The following is a 22,345-nucleotide window of genomic DNA, read 5'->3' as shown; positions in this document are numbered from 1 at the left end:
GACGTCTTCGCGCGGTCCGACGTGCAGCTCCCGGCCGGCGCCCAGCAGTACGTCGCCCCCGGGGACGACGGACGACTGGCGCCGATCGACAACGGCAACGTCTGCGTCAACATCGACACCGGCTGGTTCCCCGACCACGGCGTCGCGCCGCCGCGGTCGCTCGACGACCTGGTGAAGCCGGCGTACGACGGCCTGACCGCGGTGCCGGGCGCCACCACCAGCTCGACCGGTCTCGCGTTCCTCCTGGCCACGATCGGCGAGTACGGCGACGGCTGGTCGTCGTGGTGGCAGAAGCTCGTCGACAACGGCGCGACGATCACCGACGGGTGGACCCAGGCCTACGAGACCGACTTCACCCAGGGCGGCGGCCACGGCAAGGACCCGATCGTCGTCTCGTACGACTCCTCGCCGGCCTTCACGGTGCCGAAGGGCAGCGGTGCCTCGACGACCCGGGCCCTGCTCGACACCTGCTTCCGGCAGATCGAGTACGCCGGCGTCCTCACCGGCGCGGCCGACCCGGAGGGCGCGAAGGCGTTCGTGGAGTTCCTGCTCAGCCCGGCCGTGCAGAAGGCGCTGCCGGACGCGATGTACGTCTTCCCGGTCCGGCAGGGCACGCCGCTGCCGAGCGCGTGGGCGAAGTTCGCGGTCCAGCCGCAGCACCCGTACGCCGTGAGCCCCGCCGACATCTCGGCGCATCGCGACGCCTGGCTGAGGGAGTGGAGCAACATCGTGAGCCGATGACCACCACCCGCCGCCTCGTCGCCCTCGCCGCCACGGCGGTCATCCCGCTGGCGGTGCTCGGCGTGTTCTTCGTGCTGCCGGTGTCAGGCATGCTGAGCGAGGGGTTCTGGCCGGACGGTCACCTCGACATCGGCGGCGTGGTCGACGTCCTGACCCGCCCGGAGATCCAGCGGGCGGTCTGGTTCACGGTCTGGACGTCGACCGTCGCGACGCTGCTCGCCTGCGCGCTCGGCCTGCCCGCGGCGTACGTCCTCCACCGCGTCGCGATCCCGGGACGCATCTGGATCCGCGCCATCCTGGTCGTGCCGTTCGTGCTCCCGACCGTCGTCGTCGGGGTCGCCTTCGAGATCTTGATCGGGGACGGTGGTCCGTTGGGGTTCCTGCACCTCGACGGCAGTCCCGATGCGATCGTCGCGGGGCTCGTCTTCTTCAACGCCTCGGTCGTCATCCGCGTGGTCGGCGGCGCCTGGGAGTCCCTCGACCCACGCCCGGGCGAGGCCGCGGCGGCTCTCGGTGCGTCGCCACGCCAGGTGCTACGCGACGTCACCCTCCCGGCGCTACGGCCGGCGATCGTGTCCGCAGCGACCGTCGTGTTCCTGTTCTGCGCCACCGCCTTCGGGATCGTGCTCACCCTCGGCGGCCTGCGCTACTCCAGCGTCGAGACCCAGATCTACCTGCTCACCGCCGACCTCCTCGACCTCCAGGGCGCGGCAGCCCTCTCTGTCCTGCAGCTGCTGGTGGTGACCGCGCTGCTCCTCGCCGCCGCCCGCGCACGCCGTACGCCGGACGCCACGGTGTCCCGGTCGCAGGTGCGGCCGCGGCGGATGACTCGCCGCGACCTCCCGGCCCTCGCCGCGACGCTGGTCCTGCTGCTCCTGGTGGTCGGGCCGATCGCGTCCCTCGTCGTGGAGTCCCTGCGCGTCGATGGCGCGTGGAGCCTGGCCAACTACCGCGCGCTGCAGACCCCCGGCTCCCACCAGGCGCTCCTGGTCCCGGTCACCGAGGCCGTCGCGAACTCCCTTCGCATCGCCGTCGACGCCACCTGGATGTCGCTGCTCCTCGGCCTCTCCGTCGCCGTCGTCGTCACCCGCCGGTCGCGCACCCGCTCCGAGCGCCGGCTGCGTGGCGTCTTCGACGGGCTGTTCATGCTGCCCCTGGGCGTCTCGGCGGTGACCCTCGGCTTCGGCTTCCTGATCACGCTCGGTCAGCCTCCGCTCGACCTGCGCGACTCGCCGTTGCTGATCCCGGTCGCCCAGGCCCTGGTCGCGCTTCCGCTCGTCGTCCGGGTGCTGGTCCCGGTGCTCGCCGGCATCGACGACCGCCTGCGTCAGGCAGCCGCGACCCTCGGTGCCTCACCGGCTCGGGCCCTGCTCGTGGTCGACCTGCCCGCGATCTGGAAGCCGCTCCTCGCCGCGGCCGGGTTCGCCTTCGCCTGCTCGCTCGGCGAGTTCGGCGCCACGTCGTTCCTGGTCCGCGACGACCGGCCGACCTTGCCGGTCGTGATCTTCCGGCTGATCGGCCACCCCGGCGACCTCAACTACGGGATGGCCCTCGCCGGCTCCGTCGTCCTCGGCGCCACCACGGCCACGGTGATGCTGCTGGTCGAGCGCCTCCGCGTGCCGTCGGTCGGGACGTTCTGATGACGGCGCTCTCCGTCCGCGACCTCTCCGTCTCGTACGACGGCACCCCCGCCGTCGTCGGTGCCGACCTGGACCTCGACGAGGGACGGGTGCTCGCCGTGCTCGGCCCCTCGGGCTGCGGGAAGTCGACCCTGCTCCGCGCCATCGCCGGGCTCGAGGTCGCCGCCGGGACCGTCGGCTGGCAGGGACACGACGTCTCGGCGACGCCGACCCACCGACGTGGCTTCGCGCTGATGTTCCAGGACGGGCAGCTGTTCCCCCAGCTGACCGTTGCCCGCAACGTCGCCTACCCCCTCCGCATCCGTCGTACGCCCCGCGCTGCGATCGCCGCGCGGGTCACCGAGCTCCTCGACCTGGTCGGCCTGTCCGGATTCGCCGACCGGCTGCCCACGACCCTGTCCGGCGGGGAGCGGCAGCGCGTCGCGCTCGCCCGCGCACTCGCCGCCTCCCCTCGCCTCCTGCTCCTCGACGAGCCGCTCAGCGCGCTCGACGCCGGGCTGCGCCAGCGCCTGGCCGAGGATCTGCGGCGGATCCTGGTCGCGGCCGGGACCACCGCGGTGATGGTGACCCACGACCACGAGGAGGCGTTCGCCGTGGCCGACGACCTCGCGGTGATGCGGAGCGGCCGCATCGTCCAGTCCGGTCCGATCGCCGCCGTCTGGCGGGCGCCCGTCGACCCGGAGACGGCGCTCTTCCTGGGCTACGCCCGCGTCCTCGACGGTCCCGCGGCGGCGGGGCTCGTCGAAGCCGCCGGGCTGCCCAGCGCGTCCGCGGTGGCCCTCCGCCGGTCCGCGCTGACGGTCGCCGACGACGGTCCCCTGGCTGGCGAGGTGGTCGGTGTCCGCACGACGCCCGGACAGCTCCGAGCGGTCGTCGACACCGTCCTCGGGGAGCTCGACGCGGTCGCGTCCCTCGACCGCCGGCTGGCCGCGGGAGACCGCGTACACCTGCGGGTGGACGCGACCCGGATGGCCGGGCTGCGGGGCCGATCTGACCTGACGGAGGCCGCCCTAGACTGACCCGCGTGTTCCGCCGAGCGCACATCCTGATGGCGTCGATCGCCGTGTCCATGGGTGTGCTCGCCGTGCTCGGCGCGGTGATCTTCAACGCCGAGCTGGTGGATCCCGACGGCTTCATCGGACCGTCGTACCTGCGCCTGCCGACGGTCCTCGCCCTGGGCTTCGGCATCGACCTGATCCCGCGCACCCTGTGGGTCTCGCGGCTGAACCCGCGGCGGATGCCCGAGGTGTTCCGCCACCGGCTGCACACGCACTGGACCAAGGACCGGGTCATCCTCGTCGTCTCGGGGATCCTCAGCTTCTACATCACCTACGTCAGCTACCGGAACCTGAAGTCACAGCTGCCGTTCATCCTCGGCAAGGACTACAAGTTCGACCGACCGCTGTTCAGCCTCGACAAGGCGCTCTTCCTCGGTCACGAGCCCGCGATCGTGCTGCACAACCTGCTCGGTGACGGGCTGTCGGCCGAAGTCCTCTCCAGCGTCTATCTGTGGTTTTTGCCGCTGGTGCCGCTGGCGCTGGCGGTCTGGCTGGTCTGGTCGAGCAACCTCGGCTACGGCTACTGGTTCGCGACGTCGCAGTGCATCGCGTGGACCCTGGGCACCGTCTCCTACTACGCGCTGCCGACGCTGGGACCGGGCTTCCAGCACCCGTGGCTCTACCAGACGATCGAGAACACCAACGCCGGACGGCTGATGAACTCCTTGGCCAACAGCCGGGTCTGGGCGGTCAACACCAGCGCGCCGTCGTTGGAGCCGCTCACCAGCACGCTCAGCGGGGTGGCCGGTTTCGCCAGCCTGCACGTCGCGATCACGCTGCTGGTGGCGCTGATGATCCAGTACACGACGACGTTGCGCTGGCTGAAGATCGTGTTCTGGGTCAACACGTGCATCACGGTCGTCGCCACCCTCTACTTCGGCTGGCACTACGTCGCCGACGACATCGCCGGCGTCGCGATCGCGCTCTTCTCCTTCTACGTCGGGGGCTGGGCCAGCGGCCAGTCCTTCACCCGGCATCGCACGGTCGAGCATCAGCTGGAAGAAGTTACAACCGTGTAGTTCGTCAAGCCGACACGCCGGTGGCTACTGGGAAATTTGTGAAAGTTGTTCCTTTTGTGACTTCTGAGCATTAGCGTGCTGCGAGGTGTCCTGAGTGGGAGAGAAGCCACTCGAGGCACTCCCCGTCACAGCAGCGCTCAGGAGGACCCCCGTGCATCGAGTCGGCGTCACCGCCCTCGCCCTCTCCCTGGTCACGGGCCTCACCGGCATCGCGGCTGCGTCCGCCGCCCCGTCGGGCGGCGACCACGTCTACCCCAGCAAGCAGCAGGTCCACCACGCCCGTCACCAGGCCGCGCGGGCCGCCGACGACGTCGCGGGCATCAAGGCCCAGCTCGTGCGGGCCGACCTCGACGCCCAGGCCGCGGCGGTCACGGCCGAGCAGGCCGCCGAGCGGTACAACGGCGCCCGCTACGCGTTGCAGCAGGCACGGCGCGACTCCCGGGTCGCCGACCGGCACGCCCGGATCGCCGAGGGGGATGCGACGCGCACGCGGCACCAGTACGCCGCGACCGTGGTCACGTCGTACGAGATGGGTCCGTCGTTCAGCCCGCTCACCGCACTGCAGGGCGCCGACGGGGTCTCCTCGGTCATCAACACGATGTCCACGCTGCAGAACGCCCAGTCCGCGATGGACCACACCTTCGACTCCTACACCGCGTCCTCGACGCTCGCCGGGGTCGCCCGCGACCAGGCCGCCGCCGCACGCGCCAAGGCCGCCACGCTGGCCGCCCAGGCGAAGTCCGCGCGCGACCAGGCCGCCTCGGCCGCAGCCGCGGCCGACCAGGCCAGCCAGGACATCGCGGCCCGCAAGGCCCACCTGATCCACCGGCTCGCGAAGCTCCAGCACGTCAGCGTATCGCTGGCGCAACAGCGCCAGGCCGGCATCGAGCGGGCAGCGCGCCTGGCCGCCCAGCGCGCGGCCGAGAAGAAGGCGCGAGAGGAGGCGGCCCAACAGGCCGCACAGCAGGCCGCCGACCAGGCCGCCCAGGACGCGAACAACTCCTCCTCACCCAGCAGCGACCCGACGCCGGGGCCATCCGGGCCGACCGAACCCTCACCCCCCTCGGCCGACCCACCGGCTCCGGCGTCGGGTGCTTCGCGTGCGATCGCCTTCGCACGCAGCCAGATCGGCGACCCGTACGTCTGGGGCGCCGCGGGTCCGAACGCCTGGGACTGCTCCGGACTGACCATGGGCGCCTGGCGCGCCGGCGGCATCTCGCTGCCGCACTACTCGGTCGCGCAGTACGCCCAGTCGACCCCGATCTCGAGCGGCTCCCTCCGGCCCGGTGACCTGGTCTTCTGGGGCTCGTCGAGCAGCCCGTCGTCGATCTACCACGTCGCCCTGTACGTCGGGAACGGAATGATCATCCAGGCCCCGCGCACTGGCCGGGACGTCGAAGAGGTGTCGATGTACTACTGGATCGCGCCGAACTTCTTCGCGCGTCCTTGAGCGCCCAGCCGCGCCCGAGGGGCGAGGGCGCTGCGGATCGTCCTTGATGAGTACGGTCGGCCCATGGCGACCACCGCGGACGCAGCTTCGGAGTCGGCGTACCGCCCGCCCACGGTCGACGTCGCCGAGCTGAGGCGTGTACTCGACGGGAAGTACGCCGAGGTCCGCGACCTGGTGCGCACCAACCTCGCCGAGCACGCCGCGGTCCTCGACGAGGCCGAGACGATGTCGCGGGCAGAGTTCCGCGAACGGGTGAAGGACCTCGTCGTCACGATGGCGGCGACGGGTCAGACCGGGATGGGCTTCCCGGAGGAGTACGGCGGGGGTGGTGACCTGGGCGCGTCGATCGCGGCCTTCGAGACGCTCGCGTACGGCGATCTCTCCGTGCTGGTGAAGGTCGGCGTGCAGTTCGGACTGTTCGGCGGCGCGATCCTGATGCTCGGCACGAAGCGTCATCACGATGCGTATCTCGAGGACGTGATCGCCGGTCGGTTGATGGGGTGCTTCGCGATGACGGAGTCCGGTCACGGCTCCAACGTGCAGGCCCTCGGCACGACCGCGACGTACGACTCTGACCGTGACGAGTTCGTGATCAGCACGCCGGACGACGTCGCGCGCAAGGACTACATCGGCAACGCCGCCCTGCACGCTCACGCGGCCGTCGTCTTCGCCCAGCTCGAGGTGGACGGCGAGGGCCACGGCGTTCATGCGTTCGTGGTGCCGATCCGGCGGGACGGCGATCTCCTGCCCGGCATCCGGGTCGAGGACGACGGACTGAAGATGGGGCTGAACGGCGTCGACAACGGCCGGCTGTGGTTCGACGGCGTCCGCGTCCCGCGCGACAACCTGCTCAACCGCTTCGCCGACGTCACCGACGAGGGTTGTTACCAGAGCCCGATCGAGAACCCGGACAAGCGCTTCTTCACGATGCTGGGCACGCTCGTGCAGGGGCGCGTGTGCGTGGGCGGGGCAGGGATCAACGCCGCCAAGGTCGCGCTGACGCTGGCCGTGCGCTACGCCGTACGCCGGCGGCAGTTCTATGCGACGTCGCCGGACGAGGAGGAGCTGCTCCTCGACTACGGGCTGCACCAGCGACGACTGCTTCCGCTGCTGGCGGAGAACTACGCGCTGCACTTCGCGCAGGAGGTCGCGGCGCTGCGGCTGCATGACGTGTTCTCCCTCGACCCCGACGAGGACGAGGACGAGAAGGCGCGGCGCGAGCTGGAGTCGCGCGCTGCCGGCACCAAGGCGCTCGGCACCTGGCACGCCACCCGGGCGATCCAGGAGTGCCGCGAGGCGTGCGGTGGCGCGGGCTATCTCGCGGTCAACCGGTTCGCCGCGCTCAAGGCCGACACCGACGTGTTCACGACGTTCGAGGGAGACAACCACGTCCTGCTCCAGCTCGTCGCCAAGGGGTTGCTGACCGACTACGCCAGCGACTTCGAGGACCTGGACCAGCTCGGCATGGTCCGCTTCGTGGCCGAGCTGGCGCTGGAGACCGTGATCGAGCGGACCGCGGCGCACAAGCTGCTCGAGCGGATCAAGGACGTGCTGCCCGGCGGGGACGACGGCTGGGACCAGGAGGCCGGCCTGCTCGACCCCAACTACCAGCTGGCGATGCTCCGGTTCCGCGAGGAGCACACGCTCTCCGGCGTCGCGCGGCGGCTGAAGCGCGGCGTCGACGAGGGGCTGAACCCCGGCGAGGTGTTCTCGGCCGCCCAGGACCACGTGATCGCCGCCGCCCGTGCCCACGTCGAGCGGCTGGTGCTCGAGGCCTTCGTCGACAAGACCGCGACGCTGCCGGACGGCGACGTCAAGGTCGCGCTCGACCTGCTCTGCGACCTGTACGCACTCTCGACCATCGAGCGCGACCGGGCGTGGTTCATGGAGCACGGCCGGCTCACTTCCGCCCGGTCCAAGGCGATCACCCGCGGGGTCAACGACCTGTGCCGGAAGGTCCGGCCGATCGCCGTCGACCTGGTCGACGCGTACGCCGTACCCTCCGAGCTCCTCCGATCCCCGGACCTCCTCTGACTCGCCGAAGTGTGAGCTATTTCCGCCGAAGTGGGAGAAGTCCGCGGTCCAGGTGGGGAAAGCTCGAGGTCGAGGTGCGGGAGAAGTCCCACTTCGGGCGCGGGGAAGTCCCACTTCGGCAGCGGGGAAGTCCCACTTCGGCGTGGGAGGGTGGCGGCGTGAAGGTGCCGGGTGTCTTCGACACGTCGTTCGACCCGCCGGAGGAGTTGGTGGGGACTGCAGTGCTCGTGCCGGGTACGGCGTACCCGCCCCCGGCGCCGCTGCTCTTCTTCACCGGTCTGGCCCTGCTCCAGCACGGCTGGCGCGTCGTGCACCACTGGTGGGACCCGCCGAAGAGGTGGCTGAAACCCGCCGAGGCCGAGGCCTGGGTGCGAGACCAGGTGACCGGGGCACTGCCCGGGTCCGGACGCGTCCTGGTGGTCGGCAAGTCCCTGGGCACCTGGGCCGCACCGGTTGCCGCGGCGCGTGCGCTCCCGTCGATCTGGCTGACGCCTCTCCTGGACCAGGAACCCCTGGTGAGCGGGATCGCGGCCAACGGCGCTCCTCAGCTGCTGATCGGCGGAACGGCCGACCAGCTCTGGGACCGGGAGGTGGCCCGACGGCTGGAGAGCGAGACCTGCCGGGTCGTCGAGATCACCGACGCGGACCACGGGATCCTCGTGCCCGGCGACCTCGTGCGCGGTGTCGAGAAGCACGTCGAGGTCGCACAAGCGGTCGTCGACTGGCTCGCGGCCCTGAGCTGAGCAGGTGGCGAAACCGACGTTCCTCGGCTCCCGGCCCGTGCGGGCAGCCCTGGCCCTGGTCCTGGTCGGCGGCCCCTGACTCAGAGGACCAGGCGGGCGTCGTACAACCGCTCGTACGCCGGCCGGGTCGCCGCCACGACCTCCTCGCCCTCTGGCGTGAGCTCGACGCGTCGTGGCCGGTAGGGCTCGAAGCCGGTGGAGCGGACGACCGCGTCGTACCAGTACGGCGCCCACACACCGTCACTCGGGCGCGGTCCCGCCGGCCACGACAACATCGCGTCGGTGAACGGCACGCCCGCGAAGTCGCAGAGCCAGCGCAGGTAGGACTCCGGCGCGCGCAGGAAGTCGGCCGAGTCGATCACCGGCGCGGACGACCCGAGCTGCACCTGCAGCTCGAGCTGCTGGAGGACGCCGATGTCGTCGGGGGTGACGGTCGCGCGCGAGCGCAGGTACGACGACACCACCTCGGCCGGGTCACGGACCAGCAGCACGTTGTGCAGCTGTGCGATCCACTCGCGCGGCAGGACGGCGACGAGGTGCTGCGCCATGTGCTTCTGGTACTGCAGCGCCGGGCCGTCCGGCCACTCTCGGGTGAGCGAGTCGACGACTCGCCGCCAGTCCGTCTCGCCGGTCGCGATCACCCGCTCGCGGCCGGGGTGGTCGAGGCCGGTGTGGGCGAGGTACCAGGCATACAGCGGCTCGTCGACGACCTCGGTGTCGGGCCGGTTCTCCCAGGCGCGCATCGTCGCGGTCGAGATGTTGCGCGGCCCCGACCAGCAGGCGAGCCGGATCGTCATGGGGCCGCGCGGGCAGCCACGTCGCGGCGTACCGCGTCGGCGTACAGCTCCTGGAGCCGCGACACCATCGGGCCTCGGCGCCCGGAGCCGATCGTCCGGCCGTCGACGGTGTGCACCGGTACGACGCCGGCGAAGGTCCCGGTCACGAACGCCTCCTCGGCGGAGTACACGTCGGTGAGGCTGAAAAGCCTTTCCTGGCTGGGGATTCCGGCTTCGTCACAGACGCGGAGCACGTTGCCGCGGGTGATCCCGCCGAGGCAGTACGCGCCGGAGGACGTCCACACCTCGCCACGTCGTACGACGAAGAAGTGCGTCGAGTTGCACGTGGCCACGAAGCCCTGCGGATCGAGCATGAGGGCTTCGTCGGCGCCGGCCGTGTAGGCCTGGATGCATGCGGTGATGTCGTTCAGCTTGCTGTGCGCGTTGAGCTTCGGGTCGAGCGTGTCCGGCGACGCGCGGCGTACGTGCACCGTGAACAGGGAGAGCCCGTGCTCGACGGTCGCCGGCAGCGGGTCCTTGTGCTCGGCGATGATCACGACCGTCGCCGGGCCGGCCGAGAAGCGCGGGTCCTGGTACGGCGTGGACTTCGGCCCGCGCGTCACCATCAGCCGGATGTGGACGCCGTCGGTCATCTCGTTGGCGTGCAGCGTCTCGTAGATCCTGGCCACCAGCTCGGAACGCGTCACCCCGATGTCGAGCGCGATCGCCGTCGCGCCCTCCCACAGCCGGTCGAGGTGCTGGTCGAGGAACGCGGGGTGGCCGGCGTACACCCGCAACCCCTCCCAGACCCCGTCGCCCAGCACGAAGCCGGCGTCGAAGACGGACACCACCGCCCGGTCGCGCGGCACCAGCGACCCGTTGACGTGGATCAGGACCTCGCGGTTGCGTGGGTCGTCGGCGAAGTCGTGCGCTCCGTGCGCGGGCTGGCTCACCGACACGTCAGTGGAGCTCCCCGGGGTGTTCCCGCAGCCGGGCGAACGACGCCTCGACCTCCTTCTCTGCCTCGTCGCGACCGACCCAGTCGGCGCCCTCGACCGACTTGCCGGGCTCGAGCTCCTTGTAGACGGTGAAGAAGTGCTCGATCTCGAGCCGGTCGAACTTCGGCATGTGGTTGATGTCGCGCATGTGCTCGAGCCGCGGGTCGGAGACCGGCACGCACAGCACCTTGTCGTCGGCACCCTTCTCGTCGGTCATCCGGTACATCCCGATCGCGCGGCACCGGATCAGGCACCCGGGAAACGTCGGCTCGCCCAGCAGCAGCACCAGCGCGTCGAGCGGGTCGCCGTCCTGGCCGAGCGTGTCCTCGATGAAGCCGTAGTCGGCCGGGTACTGCGTCGACGTGAAGAGCGTGCGGTCCAACCGGATCCGCCCCGACTCGTGGTCGACCTCGTACTTGTTGCGGCTCCCCTTCGGGATCTCCACCAGTACGTCGAACTCCAGCACCATGTCCTCCAGGTCCCTGTCACGCAGTCCTTGTCAGTCTCCCGCAGAATGAGGACTCGTGCCCAACCGGGCCCCCCGACGGATCCACGAGCCCGAGGAGCCAGCGTGGCCCGCGCCGAACGCCGTACCCGGCCCCGCCGCCGGCGGATGCGGCGTGCGCTTCCCTGGGTGGCCGGGGTCCTCGTCCTCGCCCTCGCCGGCGGTGCCGCCGCGGCGTACCAGACGGGTCGGCTCGACGACTGGTTCGGGGACGGATCACCGGCCCCGCTCGTGGCACCCGTCCCGGGCTTCACCGCACCGCCGGTGCCGACACCCCGGGCGGTCGCGCGGACCGCGCCGTCGCCGCGCCCGACCGAGCGGGCCGTACGTCGTGCCCTCGGCCCGGCCCTGGACGACCCGCACCTCGCCGACCTCCGCGCGGTCGTGGCGCCCCTGACCGGCCGACCCGTGCTCGACGACGGCCACGGTGTGTCGACCCCGGCGTCGACGCTCAAGCTGCTGACCGCCGCGGCCGCGCTCGAGGTGCTCGGCCCCGACCGGACCTTCGCTACCCGGGTGGTCGCGGACGGGCGCCACGGCATCGTGCTGGTCGGCGGCGGCGATCCGTTCCTCGAGAGCAAGCAATCGACCGAAGGACCGGCGCGGCACGACGCGAGCCTGCAGACGCTGGCGGCCCGCACCGCGAAGAAGCTCGGCTCGCGGGGAGTCACGAAGGTGCATCTGGCGTTCGACACGTCCCTGTTCTCGGATCCGCGCGTCAACCCGCACTGGCCGAAGTCCTACGTCCCCGACGACGTGGTCACACCCATCACGGCTCTCTGGGCCGACGAGGGGCTGGACCCGGACGGGTCCGGCCGGGTCTTCGACCCGCCCGCCACGGCGGCCGCGCTGTTCGCGACGTACCTCCGGAAGAACGGCGTGGAGGTCGAGCCCACGGTCGTCGAGAAGAAGGCACGCGCGAACATGCCGGAGCTCGCCCGCGTCACCAGCCTGCCCGTGGCCGACATCGTCGAGCGGGTGCTGCGGTACAGCGACAACGAGGGCGCCGAGGTGCTCGCCCACCACGTCGGGCTCGAGGTCGAGGGGGAGGGGTCGTACGCCGCCGGGGTGCGCGGAGTGACCACGACGCTGCATGGTCTCGGCGTCGACCTCCGGCACGCGACCATCCAGGACGGCAGCGGTCTGTCGCGACACGACCGGCTCGATGCCGAGACCCTCGTCCAGGTGCTCCAGGTGTCCTCGTCACACGATCATCCCGAGCTGAGATCGGTGGTCACCGGGCTGCCGGTCGCGGCGTACGACGGGTCGCTGGGGTACCGGTTCGACTCCAGCCCCGGCCGGGGACTCGTCCGCGCCAAGACCGGCACCCTCACCGGCACCAGCGCGTTGGCCGGCGTCACCACCGATGCTCGCGGACAAGCCCTCGTGTTCGCGTTCGTCAGCAACCACGTGAAGTACGCCGAGACGCTCGACACCCGCGCCGCCCTCGACCGCCTGGCATCGGCGCTCGCCACCTGCCGCTGCTGAACCCACCAGCCACCGCCCAAGTGGGACTTCCCCCGTGCCCAAGTGGGACTTCCCCCGTGCCCAAGTGCGACTTGTCAGCCGTTCAGATGGGACAAACCCCACCAACCATTCAGGGGGAACTCCCCCTTGGGCCGCGGAGAACTCACACTTCGGCCGCGGAGAACTCCCACTTCGGCGGCACGTAGGCTCGCGGCATGACGACGGAGATGGTCGACTGGGAGCTCGCGGTCTCGATCGGATCGCGGCTGGCGGGGGCCGGACCGCAGGTGACCGCCGAGGATGCGGCCGCGACGGTGGCCGAGCTGCGTGACGGTGCCGACCGGTCCACGTCGTACGTCAAGGAGTTCACCGGGCTCGACGCGGGAGCGCGCACCGCGCCGGTCCTCGTCGTGGACCGGGCCGCCTGGATCCGGGCGAACGCCGAGGGGTTCGCCACGATCCTCACCCCGGTGATCGACAAGGTCACCGAGAAGAAGGGTCCACCCGGGCCGGTGACCCAGGCGGTCGGGTCCCGCATCACCGGCGCCGAGGTCGGCGGCCTGCTGGGCTTCATGGCGAGCAAGGTGCTCGGACAGTTCGACCCCTTCCACGACCCGCACGGGCGTCTGCTCCTGGTCGCACCGAACGTCGTGCACGTCGAGCGCGAGATCGATGCCGATCCCCGCGACTTCCGGCTCTGGGTCTGCCTCCACGAGGAGACGCACCGCGTGCAGTTCACCGCGGTGCCGTGGATGCGCGACCATCTGTTCTCGCAGTTTCTCGCGCTCGCCGAGACCGTGGAGCCGCAGCGCTTCCTCGACGAGGGGCTCCAGCGCATCGTCGAGGCGATCAAGAACGGCCGCGGCGGGAGCCTCCTCGACATCCTCGGTTCGCCGGAGCAGAAGGAGATCCTCGACCGGGTGACCGGCGTGATGTCGCTGCTCGAGGGGCACGCCGACTACGTCATGGACGGCGTCGGGCCCGGCGTGATCCCGAGCGTCGACAGCATCCGCGGGAAGTTCAACGAGCGCCGTAAGGGTGTCGGCACCCTCGACCGGCTGCTCCGCAAGCTGCTCGGGCTCGAGGCGAAGATGGCGCAGTACCGCGACGGCGCCCACTTCGTTCGATCCGTCGTCGACAAGGTCGGGATGACCGATTTCAACGCCGTCTGGGCGAGCGCCGACAACCTTCCGACCCTGGCCGAGATCCACGACCCCGACGCCTGGGTCGCCCGCGTCCACCCGTGAACCCCGGATGAGCCTGCACCCGTCGCTCGCGGCCGTGCGGCACGCCGTACGACGTGGGCTGGCGGACCTCGAGCCGGGTGCGCGCCTCGTCGTCGCGTGCAGCGGCGGCGCGGACTCCCTCGCGCTCGCGTCGGCCACGGTCCACGAGGGCCGCGAGCAGGGTTGGTACGTCGTGGGCGCGACAGTCGACCACGGGTTGCAGGAGGGGTCGGCCGAGCGGGCCGAGCGGGTCGTCGTCCAGCTCGCGTCCCTGGGCGTCGACGAGACGGTGAGCGCGCGCGCGTCGGTCGAGGCGCCGGGACTCGGGCCCGAGGCGGCCGCCCGGGCCGGCCGCTACGCCTTGCTCGACGAGATCCGCGAGCGGTTCGAGGCGGAGGCGGTGCTCCTCGGCCACACCCGCGACGACCAGGCGGAGACCGTGCTGATGGGTCTGGCCCGCGGCTCGGGCGGGCGGGCCATCGCCGGGATGCGTCGCGTGTTCGACCACTACCGCCGGCCCCTGCTCGACGTGTCGCACACTGACACGGTCACCGCGTGCCAGGTCGAAGGCCTCGAGGTGTGGGACGACCCCCACAACCTCGACCCGGCCTTCACCCGCGTGCGCGTCCGCCGACGCCTGCTGCCGGTGCTCGAGGACGAGCTCGGGCCGGGGGTCACCGACGCGCTCGCTCGCACCGCCGACCAGCTGCGCGCTGACATGGACCTGCTGGACGCGTACGCCGACGCGGCGCTCGACGCGTCGTCGATGGACGACGGCCTGTCCGTCGCGGCGTTGGCCGGGCTCGCGCCCCCGATCCGCACCAGGGTGCTGCGGGCGGCCGCGGTCGCCGCGGGCGCGCCCGCGGGCGAGACCTTCCACCAGCACGTGATCGCCGTTGATGCGCTGGTCACCGACTGGCACGGACAGAAGTGGGTGGACCTGCCCGGCCACGTCCGCGCCGTACGCCGCCGTGACGGCGTACTCCGGTTCGAGCGTGCGGAGCACACCGCGTAGGCGGTGACGGCCGTTCGCGGCCTATGGTTCTCGACATGGACGCCGCGCACGTCGAGCAGGACCTGGTCAACATCCTCTTCACCGAGAAGCAGATCCAGGAGCGGCTGGACGAGATGGCGCAGCAGATCGCCGCCGACTTCGAGGGGCGCGATCTCCTGCTGGTCGGCATCCTGCGCGGCGCCGTGATGGTGATGGCCGACCTGGCCCGTGCTCTGCCGCGCCACGTCGAGATGGACTGGATCGCGATCAGCTCCTACGGGTCCGGCACCAAGTCCAGCGGCGTCGTGCGACTGCTCAAGGACCTCGACACCGACATCACCGGCCGGCACGTCCTCATCGTCGACGAGATCGTCGACACCGGGCTCACCCTGAGCTGGCTGGTCAACAGCCTCGGCAGCCGCAACGCCGCCAGCGTCGAGATCGCCACGCTGCTCCGCAAGCCCGAGGCGCTGACGATGTCGGTCGAGCCGACGTACGTCGGCTGGGACATCCCGAACGAGTTCGTCGTGGGGTACGGGCTCGACTACCGCGAGAAGTACCGCAACCTGCGTGACATCGCCACGCTGGCCCCCCACGTCTACACCTGACCCGCCCCCACGCGGCGAACCTCTGAGGGGTGGAATCGCCGTCGCGGAGTAGGTGATGGGTCTCCGGAAGGGGACAATGGGCGTTAGGGATGACGTGTACCGTCGTCATTCTCGGATTTCAGTGTCCCCCCGACGGGCGTCGGTGGGCAGTTTCGTCGTCGAAAGAGTCCTGTGAAGCGTTTGGTGCGAAGCGTCTGGCTGTGGCTGGTCGTCGCGGTTCTCGGCGTGCTGTTCCTCCTGCAGTACGTCGCCTCGCCGGGCGGATACGACGAGATCCCCACCGGACAGATGGACAGCTACATCACCTCCGGCCAGGTCAAGGAGATCACCCTGATCGACGGGGGTGACCAGACCATCAAGGCCACCCTCAAGCCGGACGTCCGGCCGCAGGGCAGCGAGGTCACCGCACACTGGCTCAACGGCACCGAGACGAAGCTGTCCAACGAGATCCAGCAGCAGATCGACCAGGGCAACCTGCCGGCCAACGCGTCCGACGTGAAGATCAGCCACCCCAGCGTGATCGCCCAGATCGTGACCACGTTGCTGCCGTTCGTGCTGATCGTGCTGCTGTTCCTGTTCCTGATGAACCAGGTGCAGGGCGGAGGTGGCCGCGGTGTCATGCAGTTCGCGAAGTCGCGCGCCAAGCTGATCACCAAGGACATGCCGAAGACGACGTTCGGCGATGTCGCCGGCGCCGACGAGGCGGTCGAGGAGCTCGGCGAGATCAAGGAGTTCCTCCAGGAGCCGGCGAAGTTCCAGGCGGTCGGCGCCAAGATCCCCAAGGGTGTGCTGCTCTACGGTCCTCCGGGCACCGGCAAGACCCTGCTCGCCCGCGCGGTCGCCGGCGAGGCGGGCGTGCCGTTCTACTCCATCTCCGGATCCGACTTCGTCGAGATGTTCGTCGGTGTCGGCGCGAGCCGCGTCCGCGACCTGTTCGAGCAGGCCAAGGAGAACGCGCCGGCGATCGTGTTCATCGACGAGATCGACGCCGTCGGCCGCCATCGTGGCGCCGGCATGGGCGGCGGCCACGACGAGCGCGAGCAGACCCTCAACCAGCTGCTGGTCGAGATGGACGGCTTCGACGTGCGTGGCGGCGTCATCCTGATCGCCGCCACCAACCGACCCGATGTGCTCGACCCGGCGCTCCTGCGGCCCGGTCGCTTCGACCGTCAGATCCAGGTCGACGCACCCGACCTCGCCGGCCGCCACAAGATCCTCCAGGTGCACGCCCGCGGCAAGCCGCTGGCGCCGGGCGTCGACCTGCTCGGGGTCGCACGCCGTACGCCGGGCTTCACCGGCGCCGACCTGGAGAACGTCCTCAACGAGGCGGCACTGCTGACCGCGCGCACCAACGAGAAGCTGATCACCGACTTCTCCCTCGACGAGGCGATCGACCGCGTGATCGCCGGCCCGCAGCGGCGTACCCGGCTGATGAGCGAGAAGGAGAAGCTCATCACGGCGTACCACGAGGGCGGCCACGCGCTGGTCGCAGCGGCGTTCCCGGGCAACGACCCGGTGCACAAGGTGACGATCCTGCCGCGCGGCCGGGCCCTGGGCTACACGATGGTGCTGCCCGACAACGACAAGTACAGCCAGACGCGCAGTGAGCTGCTCGACACCCTCGCCTACATGATGGGCGGCCGCGCGGCCGAGGAGATGGTCTTCCACGACCCCACCACCGGCGCGGGCAACGACATCGAGAAGGCGACCGCGGTCGCGCGGGCCATGGTCACCCAGTACGGCATGACCGAGCGCCTCGGCGCGATCAAGCTGGGCGACAACAACGCCGAGCCGTTCCTCGGCCGCGACATCGGCCACAGCCGCAACTACTCTGAGGAGGTCGCCGCGGCGGTCGACGAGGAGACCAAGAAGCTGCTGGCGAACGCGCACCAGGAGGCGTTCGACATCCTCGAGCAGAACCGCGACGTCCTCGACAGCCTCGTCCTCGAGCTGATGGACAAGGAGACGCTCGACAAGGAGCAGGTGGCCAGGGTCTTCGAGCCGCTGCGAAGGCGGGGCGCGCGCCCCGCGTGGACCGGATCACCGGACCGCAACCCCTCGGCGATCCCGCCGGTGGAGGTGCCACAGGAGATCCGCGACCGGGCGAAGGTCAACGGCACCCGGCCCGACTCGGACGCCGGTTCGATCCTGACACCTCCAGGCTCCGGCGGCGACGTGCACGGCGGCCCCATCGGTCCGGGCCAGCCGGCCCCGCAGCCACCCGCCTGAGTCCCACCGATGACGGACCCGATCGCCTGGCGGGAGCGGCCGCCGTACGACGTCCCGGAGTTCGACCACGACCGGGCCGCCGCAGCCGTCCGCGAGCTACTGATCGCGATCGGTGAGGATCCCGAACGCGAGGGTCTGCGTGACACCCCCCACCGCGTCGCGCGAGCGTACGCCGAGCTGACCGCCGGACTGCGGCAGTCGCCGTCGGAGGTGCTGACCACGACGTTCGACATCGGCCACGACGAGATGGTGCTGGTCCGCGACATCGAGCTCTGGTCGATGTGCGAGCACCACCTCGTGCCCTTCACCGGAGTCGCGCACGTGGGCTACATCCCGGCCGAGAGCGGCAAGATCACCGGACTCTCCAAGCTCGCGCGCCTGGTCGACATCTATGCCAAGCGCCCTCAGGTGCAGGAGCGGCTGACGACGCAGATCGCGGACGCCCTCGTGGAGGGACTCGACGCCCGCGGCGTGATCGTCGTGATCGAGGCCGAGCACCTCTGCATGACGATGCGGGGTGTCCGCAAGGCCGGTGCCCGGACCATCACCTCGGCCGTGCGAGGACAGATGCACAACGCCGCCACCCGCTCGGAGGCGATGGCCCTGATCAACTCCAACAAGGGATGACGCCCCTCCTGATGGGGGTCGTCAACGTGACCCCCGACTCGTTCTCCGACGGTGGTCGGTGGGACACCCCTGACGCGGCTATCGCCCACGGCCGCGACCTGATCACCGAGGGCGCCGACCTCCTCGACATCGGTGGGGAGTCGACGCGACCGGGCGCCACTCGGCCGCTGGTCGAGGAAGAGCTCGGTCGGGTCGTCCCGGTGATCCAGGCCCTGGCCGCCGAGGGCGCGCGGGTCTCGGTCGACACCATGCGATCCGAGGTCGCCGAGCAGGCTCTGGCCGCCGGCGCCACGATCGTCAACGACGTGTCCGGCGGGCTCGCCGACCCTCGGATCCTCGACGTGGTGGCCGCGACGGATGCGACGTACGTCTGCATGCACTGGCGGGGACACAGCGACCGCATGCAGCAGCTCGCGTCGTACGACGTGCCGGGCGGCGTGGTCGCGGCGGTCCGCGACGAGCTGTGCGAACGCGTGGACGACGCCCGCGCGGCCGGGATCCCCGACGAGCGGATCGTCCTCGACCCCGGGCTCGGTTTCGCCAAGAAGGCCGAGCACAACTGGGCCCTCCTGGCCGGCCTGTCGGTGTTCCGGTCGCTGGGCTTCCGCCTGCTGGTCGGCCCGAGTCGCAAGTCGTTCCTCGGGTCGCTGCTCGCGGGCCCCGACGGCTCGCCACGTTCGGTCGACGACCGCGAGGCCGCCACGCTCGCGCTGACGGTGCTCCTGGCCCAGGAGCAGGTGTGGGGCATCCGGGTGCACGACGTACGCGCCAGCCGCGACGCGCTGCGCACCCTCGACCGCTGGGAGCAGGGATGATCACGGACAGCCTCTCGGTGACCGGGATCGAGTGCTTCGCCCACCACGGCGTGTTCGAGCACGAGCGGCGCGAGGGGCAGACGTTCGTGATCGACCTGACGCTCGGGGTCGACACCCGGCCCGCGGCGGCGTCCGACGACTTGCACGACACCGTCGACTACGGAAGTCTCGTCGCGCGGGTGAAAGCCGCCGTCGAGTCCGATCCTGTGGACCTGATCGAGACCTTGGCCGAGCGGATCTCGGGAGTCTGTCTCTTGGACAATCGTGTTGAATGGGCCAGGGTTACGGTCCACAAACCCGGTGCCCCCATCGAGGCGACCTTCGCCGACGTGACGCTGACGATCACCCGCCCGACCACCGAACGTCCGAGCCCCCCGACCAGTGAGGTGCGACCGTGACCGAGACGCCCAACCCGCATATCGTCGACGCCGACACCCTCACCGGTGAGATGCGTCCGATCCGACGGGCAGTCGTCGCGCTCGGCTCCAACCTCGGGGAGCGGCTGACCAGCCTCCAGGGCGCCGTGAACGCCCTCGCCGACACGCCGGACGTCTGGGTCACCGGCGTCTCGCCGATCTACGAGACCTCGCCGATCGACGCGCCCGACGGCTCGGAGAACTTCCTGAACGCGGTCGTGCTGCTCGACACGACGCTGGCCGCAAGCCGGCTCCTCGACCGCGCGCACGCCATCGAGGACGCCTTCGGCCGCGAGCGGAGCGCCGGCGGGGAGTACCACTCGCCTCGCACGCTCGACGTCGACGTGATCGTGGTCGGCGACCGCCGCCGCAACGACGAGGTCATGCAGCTGCCGCACCCGCGGGCCGCCGAGCGGGCGTTCGTGCTGCAACCCTGGTACGACGTCGAGCCGGACGCCGAGATCCCCGACGCCGGCTCCGTCGCCGACCTGCTCGAGAAGAGCGACCGCAGTGGCCTGACTCGGCGCGACGACCTCGCGCTCCAGGTGCAGTGAGCCCGCGCGCGTGAGCCTGCTGCGTTGAAGCGGCGATGAGACAGCGGTGAGCGCCGAGCCCGAACCGCCGGACGAGGGACCCGAACCGCCCGAGCCCGAAGGTCGGCTGCGGCCGATGAGCCCCACCGGGCTGGCCATCTTCGCGGCCATCGGCCTGATCGCCGGCTGGATGTTCCACCGGGTGTCCGACAGCTCCACCGGCCTGCCGCCGCAGGTGCCGTGGGCGCAGCCACTGACCCTCTTCCTGGTCGCGTGCATCCTGGGCGGCACCGCCTGGTCCACCCGCCGTACCATCCAGCAGCGGCCGCGGGCGCTCTCGCCGCACCAGGCGGTGAACCGGCTCGTCCTGGCCCGTGCGTGTGCGTACGTCGGAGCCCTCGCGGCCGGGGTCTACACCGGGTACGCCGTGAGCTGGCTCGGCGTCAGCAGCACCGATCTCGCAGGTCAGCGGGCCTTCCGGTCCGCCTGTGCAGGGTTCGCAGGCGTTCTGATCGTCGTCGGCGGGCTCCTCCTCGAACGCGCGTGTCGCGTCCCTCCGAAGGACGACGAGCCCTAGCCTTTGCACATGTCTTCCCCACAGACTCGTCGTCGGCAGCGCAGTACTCGCTTCATGGTCGCTGCTGCACTGGTCATCACCGCGGCGGTCGTCGTCATCGGCGCCGTCCTCAGCGCATCCTTCACGTTCGTGTCGGTCGCTGCCGCCCTCGCCGTCGCCCTCGCGGCGGCGGCCGTCCGGATCACCCACACCGAGCTGGTCGTCTCGCGCCGCGAAGGCGCCGCCGACCGGGCTCGCCAGGCGCAGGAGTACCGCACGATCGCCGAGCAGCGCTCGCGGGAGCACCGCGAGTTCGCCGGCGCCATGGCGTCCCGCGTCGGCAAGTCCGAGCAGGCCGTCACGCAGCTGGAGTCCGCGGTCGTGGCCTCGCAGGGCCGCGCGGCCGAGTCGATGCGCAAGCTGAACGCCGAGGCCCGCCGGGCCGACGAGGCCGAGGCCGAGGGCAGCCGGCTGGCGGTGGCTCTCGAGGAGTCCGAGGAACGAGCCGCCGAGGCGATCGTTCGGGTCTCCGAGCTCGAGGACGAGAACGACGTACTCCGCACGGAGAACGACGTCCTCAAGTCCGAGCTCGACGCCGCCACCTGGCCGCAGGCCCGCCACGCCTGAGAAACCCCAGACACGCCGAGTCGTCCGATGACGACTCGGCGTGTTCTAGCTGTCTGTTTGCGCCGCCTCGGCGAGGGAGGCGCGGAGGGCGCGGTGGATGCCGTCGGGGGTGAGGACGCCGACGAACCGGGCGCCCTCCTTGACCCCGACCACCGGCTTGTCGTCGCGCAGCAGGACGGCCAGCGCCTGCTCGAGGGTCGAGTCCAGGTCGATGGCCGCGCCGAGATCACCCGTGGCGACCCCGTCGAGCGGCTCGAGGTGCGAGCGGTCGAGCTTGGTCACCGTGAGGCGGCGCAGACCGGCCGTCGAGCCCACGAAGTCGGCCACGAAGTCGTCGGCCGGATGACCCAGGAGCTCGGCCGGCGTCCCGAACTGGGCGAGTCGTCCGCCCTGCGCCATCACGGCCACCCGGTCGCCCATCTTCACGGCTTCGTCGATGTCGTGGGTGACCAGGACGACCGTCTTGCCCAGCTCGCCCTGGAGCCGCAGGAACTCGTCCTGGAGTCGTGCGCGGACGATCGGGTCGACCGCGGCGAACGGCTCGTCCATCAGCAGCACCGGCGGGTCTGCGGCGAGCGCGCGGGCCACGCCCACGCGTTGCTGCTGGCCCCCCGAGAGCTGGTGCGGATAGCGGTCGGCGTACGTCGCCGGGTCCAGGCCGACCAGGTCGAGGAGCTCCAGCGCCCGGGACCGCGCCTGGGCCTTCGGTGTCCCGATCAGCGACGGCACGGTGGCGACGTTCGTGGCGATCTTCTGGTGCGGGAACAGGCCGATCTGCTGGATGACGTAGCCGATCCGTCGCCGCAGCCGGACCGGATCCTCCGAGGTCACGTCTCGGCCCTCGAGGTAGATCCGACCGCTGGTCGGCTCGATCAGCCGGTTGATCATCTTCAGGGTCGTGGACTTCCCGCAGCCCGACGGCCCGACCAGGCAGACCACCTCGCCGGACGGCACCTCGAGGTCCAGCTCGTGAACCGCGACCGTCCCGTCGGCGTACCGCTTCCCGACTCCCTCGAGCCGGATCATCGCTTCGCTCGGCGCTGGCTCCTCGGAGCTGGCGGTAGCGTTCATGCCCGTGACCCTACTCGCGGCGGATGGGATCTCGATCCAGCCGAGCTGCTACAGCAGGCTGGTCAACAAGTGGTACTGCACCGACTACCTGAAGGACCGTCACCAGGACCTGACATCGGCTCTCTGGCAGCACCTGCAGATCACCGCCTGGGCCCTCGTGCTCGGGATCGTGATCGCCTTCCCGCTCGCGTTGCTGGCCAGACGGCTGCACG

The 22,345-nt window shown here is 70.9% G+C and carries 22 protein-coding genes and 1 pseudogene; 19 read left to right on the top strand and 4 right to left on the bottom strand.

Annotated elements, in window-relative coordinates:
* From VGJ24_RS05980 to VGJ24_RS05950, 7 genes are all read left to right on the top strand, one after another.
* Positions 1–741: thiamine ABC transporter substrate-binding protein (locus tag VGJ24_RS05980; RefSeq protein WP_331499591.1), on the top strand; the 741-nt coding region annotated here is incomplete at its 5' end.
* Positions 738–2,381 (top strand): iron ABC transporter permease, encoded by a 1,644-nt coding sequence (locus tag VGJ24_RS05975; protein ID WP_331499590.1) that lies wholly within the window; start codon positions 738–740, stop codon positions 2,379–2,381. The genes VGJ24_RS05980 and VGJ24_RS05975, both read left to right, overlap by 4 nt.
* Positions 2,381–3,400 (top strand): ABC transporter ATP-binding protein, encoded by a 1,020-nt coding sequence (locus VGJ24_RS05970; protein WP_331499589.1) that lies wholly within the window; start codon positions 2,381–2,383, stop codon positions 3,398–3,400. Before VGJ24_RS05975 ends, VGJ24_RS05970 begins: the two co-directional genes overlap by 1 nt.
* A gap of 5 nt (positions 3,401–3,405) precedes the next feature.
* Complete coding sequence (locus tag VGJ24_RS05965) at positions 3,406–4,458, top strand: phosphatase PAP2 family protein (protein ID WP_331499588.1); 1,053 nt, start codon at positions 3,406–3,408, stop codon at positions 4,456–4,458.
* Positions 4,459–4,609: 151 nt separating this feature from the next.
* Positions 4,610–5,908, top strand: coding sequence for a C40 family peptidase (locus tag VGJ24_RS05960; RefSeq protein ID WP_331499587.1), 1,299 nt, complete (start codon positions 4,610–4,612; stop codon positions 5,906–5,908).
* 63 nt (positions 5,909–5,971) lie between these two features.
* Positions 5,972–7,942, top strand: a complete 1,971-nt coding sequence (locus VGJ24_RS05955; RefSeq protein ID WP_331499586.1) for an acyl-CoA dehydrogenase — start codon at positions 5,972–5,974, stop codon at positions 7,940–7,942.
* Positions 7,943–8,100: 158 nt separating this feature from the next.
* The gene (locus VGJ24_RS05950) at positions 8,101–8,685 is read left to right on the top strand and encodes an alpha/beta hydrolase (RefSeq protein ID WP_331499585.1); all 585 of its coding nucleotides are present in this window, start codon (positions 8,101–8,103) and stop codon (positions 8,683–8,685) included.
* A gap of 80 nt (positions 8,686–8,765) precedes the next feature.
* On the opposite strand, the gene VGJ24_RS05945 is transcribed toward VGJ24_RS05950, so the two are convergent.
* From VGJ24_RS05945 to VGJ24_RS05935, 3 genes are read right to left on the bottom strand one after another with little or no spacing between them, the layout of a single operon-like run.
* On the bottom strand, positions 8,766–9,482 hold the full coding sequence (locus tag VGJ24_RS05945; protein ID WP_331499584.1) for an HAD family hydrolase: 717 nt from the start codon (positions 9,480–9,482) through the stop codon (positions 8,766–8,768).
* The gene (locus VGJ24_RS05940) at positions 9,479–10,414 is read right to left on the bottom strand and encodes an aminotransferase class IV (protein WP_331499583.1); all 936 of its coding nucleotides are present in this window, start codon (positions 10,412–10,414) and stop codon (positions 9,479–9,481) included. Before VGJ24_RS05940 ends, VGJ24_RS05945 begins: the two co-directional genes overlap by 4 nt.
* 7 nt (positions 10,415–10,421) lie before the next feature.
* The gene (locus tag VGJ24_RS05935) at positions 10,422–10,922 is read right to left on the bottom strand and encodes an inorganic diphosphatase (protein WP_331499593.1); all 501 of its coding nucleotides are present in this window, start codon (positions 10,920–10,922) and stop codon (positions 10,422–10,424) included.
* A gap of 108 nt (positions 10,923–11,030) precedes the next feature.
* Between VGJ24_RS05935 and dacB the strand changes: the two genes are divergently transcribed.
* The 11 genes from dacB (at position 11,031) to VGJ24_RS05880 (ending at position 21,062) form a co-directional block, all read left to right on the top strand.
* Positions 11,031–12,452, top strand: a complete 1,422-nt coding sequence (gene dacB, locus VGJ24_RS05930; RefSeq protein WP_331499582.1) for a D-alanyl-D-alanine carboxypeptidase/D-alanyl-D-alanine endopeptidase — start codon at positions 11,031–11,033, stop codon at positions 12,450–12,452.
* A gap of 194 nt (positions 12,453–12,646) precedes the next feature.
* Positions 12,647–13,678, top strand: coding sequence for a zinc-dependent metalloprotease (locus VGJ24_RS05925; protein ID WP_331499581.1), 1,032 nt, complete (start codon positions 12,647–12,649; stop codon positions 13,676–13,678).
* 7 nt (positions 13,679–13,685) lie between these two features.
* The gene (gene tilS, locus VGJ24_RS05920; RefSeq protein WP_331499579.1) at positions 13,686–14,672 is read left to right on the top strand and encodes a tRNA lysidine(34) synthetase TilS; all 987 of its coding nucleotides are present in this window, start codon (positions 13,686–13,688) and stop codon (positions 14,670–14,672) included.
* A 35-nt stretch (positions 14,673–14,707) separates the two neighbouring features.
* Entirely contained in the window at positions 14,708–15,259 is a 552-nt protein-coding gene (hpt, locus tag VGJ24_RS05915; RefSeq protein ID WP_331499578.1) for a hypoxanthine phosphoribosyltransferase, read from the top strand.
* 183 nt (positions 15,260–15,442) lie between these two features.
* Entirely contained in the window at positions 15,443–17,488 is a 2,046-nt protein-coding gene (gene ftsH / locus VGJ24_RS05910) for an ATP-dependent zinc metalloprotease FtsH (protein WP_414691044.1), read from the top strand.
* Between the two features lie 9 nt (positions 17,489–17,497).
* A complete protein-coding gene (gene folE, locus VGJ24_RS05905; RefSeq protein ID WP_331499576.1) occupies positions 17,498–18,115 on the top strand; it encodes a GTP cyclohydrolase I FolE in 618 nt (205 codons plus the stop codon).
* On the top strand, positions 18,112–18,930 hold the full coding sequence (gene folP / locus VGJ24_RS05900; RefSeq protein ID WP_331499575.1) for a dihydropteroate synthase: 819 nt from the start codon (positions 18,112–18,114) through the stop codon (positions 18,928–18,930). The genes folE and folP overlap by 4 nt, the downstream gene beginning before the upstream one ends.
* A complete protein-coding gene (folB, locus tag VGJ24_RS05895) occupies positions 18,927–19,328 on the top strand; it encodes a dihydroneopterin aldolase (protein ID WP_331499574.1) in 402 nt (133 codons plus the stop codon). The genes folP and folB overlap by 4 nt, the downstream gene beginning before the upstream one ends.
* Positions 19,325–19,900 (top strand): 2-amino-4-hydroxy-6-hydroxymethyldihydropteridine diphosphokinase, encoded by a 576-nt coding sequence (gene folK / locus VGJ24_RS05890; RefSeq protein WP_331499572.1) that lies wholly within the window; start codon positions 19,325–19,327, stop codon positions 19,898–19,900. Before folB ends, folK begins: the two co-directional genes overlap by 4 nt.
* Positions 19,901–19,946: 46 nt before the next feature.
* Positions 19,947–20,456: a DUF3180 domain-containing protein gene (locus VGJ24_RS05885; protein ID WP_331499571.1), complete on the top strand. Its 510-nt coding sequence runs from the start codon at positions 19,947–19,949 to the stop codon at positions 20,454–20,456.
* Between the two features lie 9 nt (positions 20,457–20,465).
* Positions 20,466–21,062 carry a hypothetical protein gene (locus VGJ24_RS05880; protein WP_331499570.1) on the top strand — a complete coding sequence of 199 codons (597 nt, stop codon included), beginning with the start codon at positions 20,466–20,468 and terminating at the stop codon, positions 21,060–21,062.
* A 45-nt stretch (positions 21,063–21,107) separates the two neighbouring features.
* On the opposite strand, the gene VGJ24_RS05875 is transcribed toward VGJ24_RS05880, so the two are convergent.
* Positions 21,108–22,133, bottom strand: coding sequence for an ABC transporter ATP-binding protein (locus VGJ24_RS05875; RefSeq protein WP_414691043.1), 1,026 nt, complete (start codon positions 22,131–22,133; stop codon positions 21,108–21,110).
* 4 nt (positions 22,134–22,137) lie between these two features.
* Here VGJ24_RS05875 and VGJ24_RS05870 point away from each other — a divergent pair.
* Positions 22,138–22,345 (top strand): annotated as a pseudogene (locus VGJ24_RS05870) (ABC transporter permease); the annotation flags it as partial.

Source organism: Nocardioides sp. (assembly GCF_036493135.1).
Lineage (GTDB): Bacteria > Actinomycetota > Actinomycetes > Propionibacteriales > Nocardioidaceae > Nocardioides.
The sequence above is the reverse complement of the archived record's forward strand: the minus strand, read 5'-3'. Positions and strand labels throughout refer to the sequence as shown.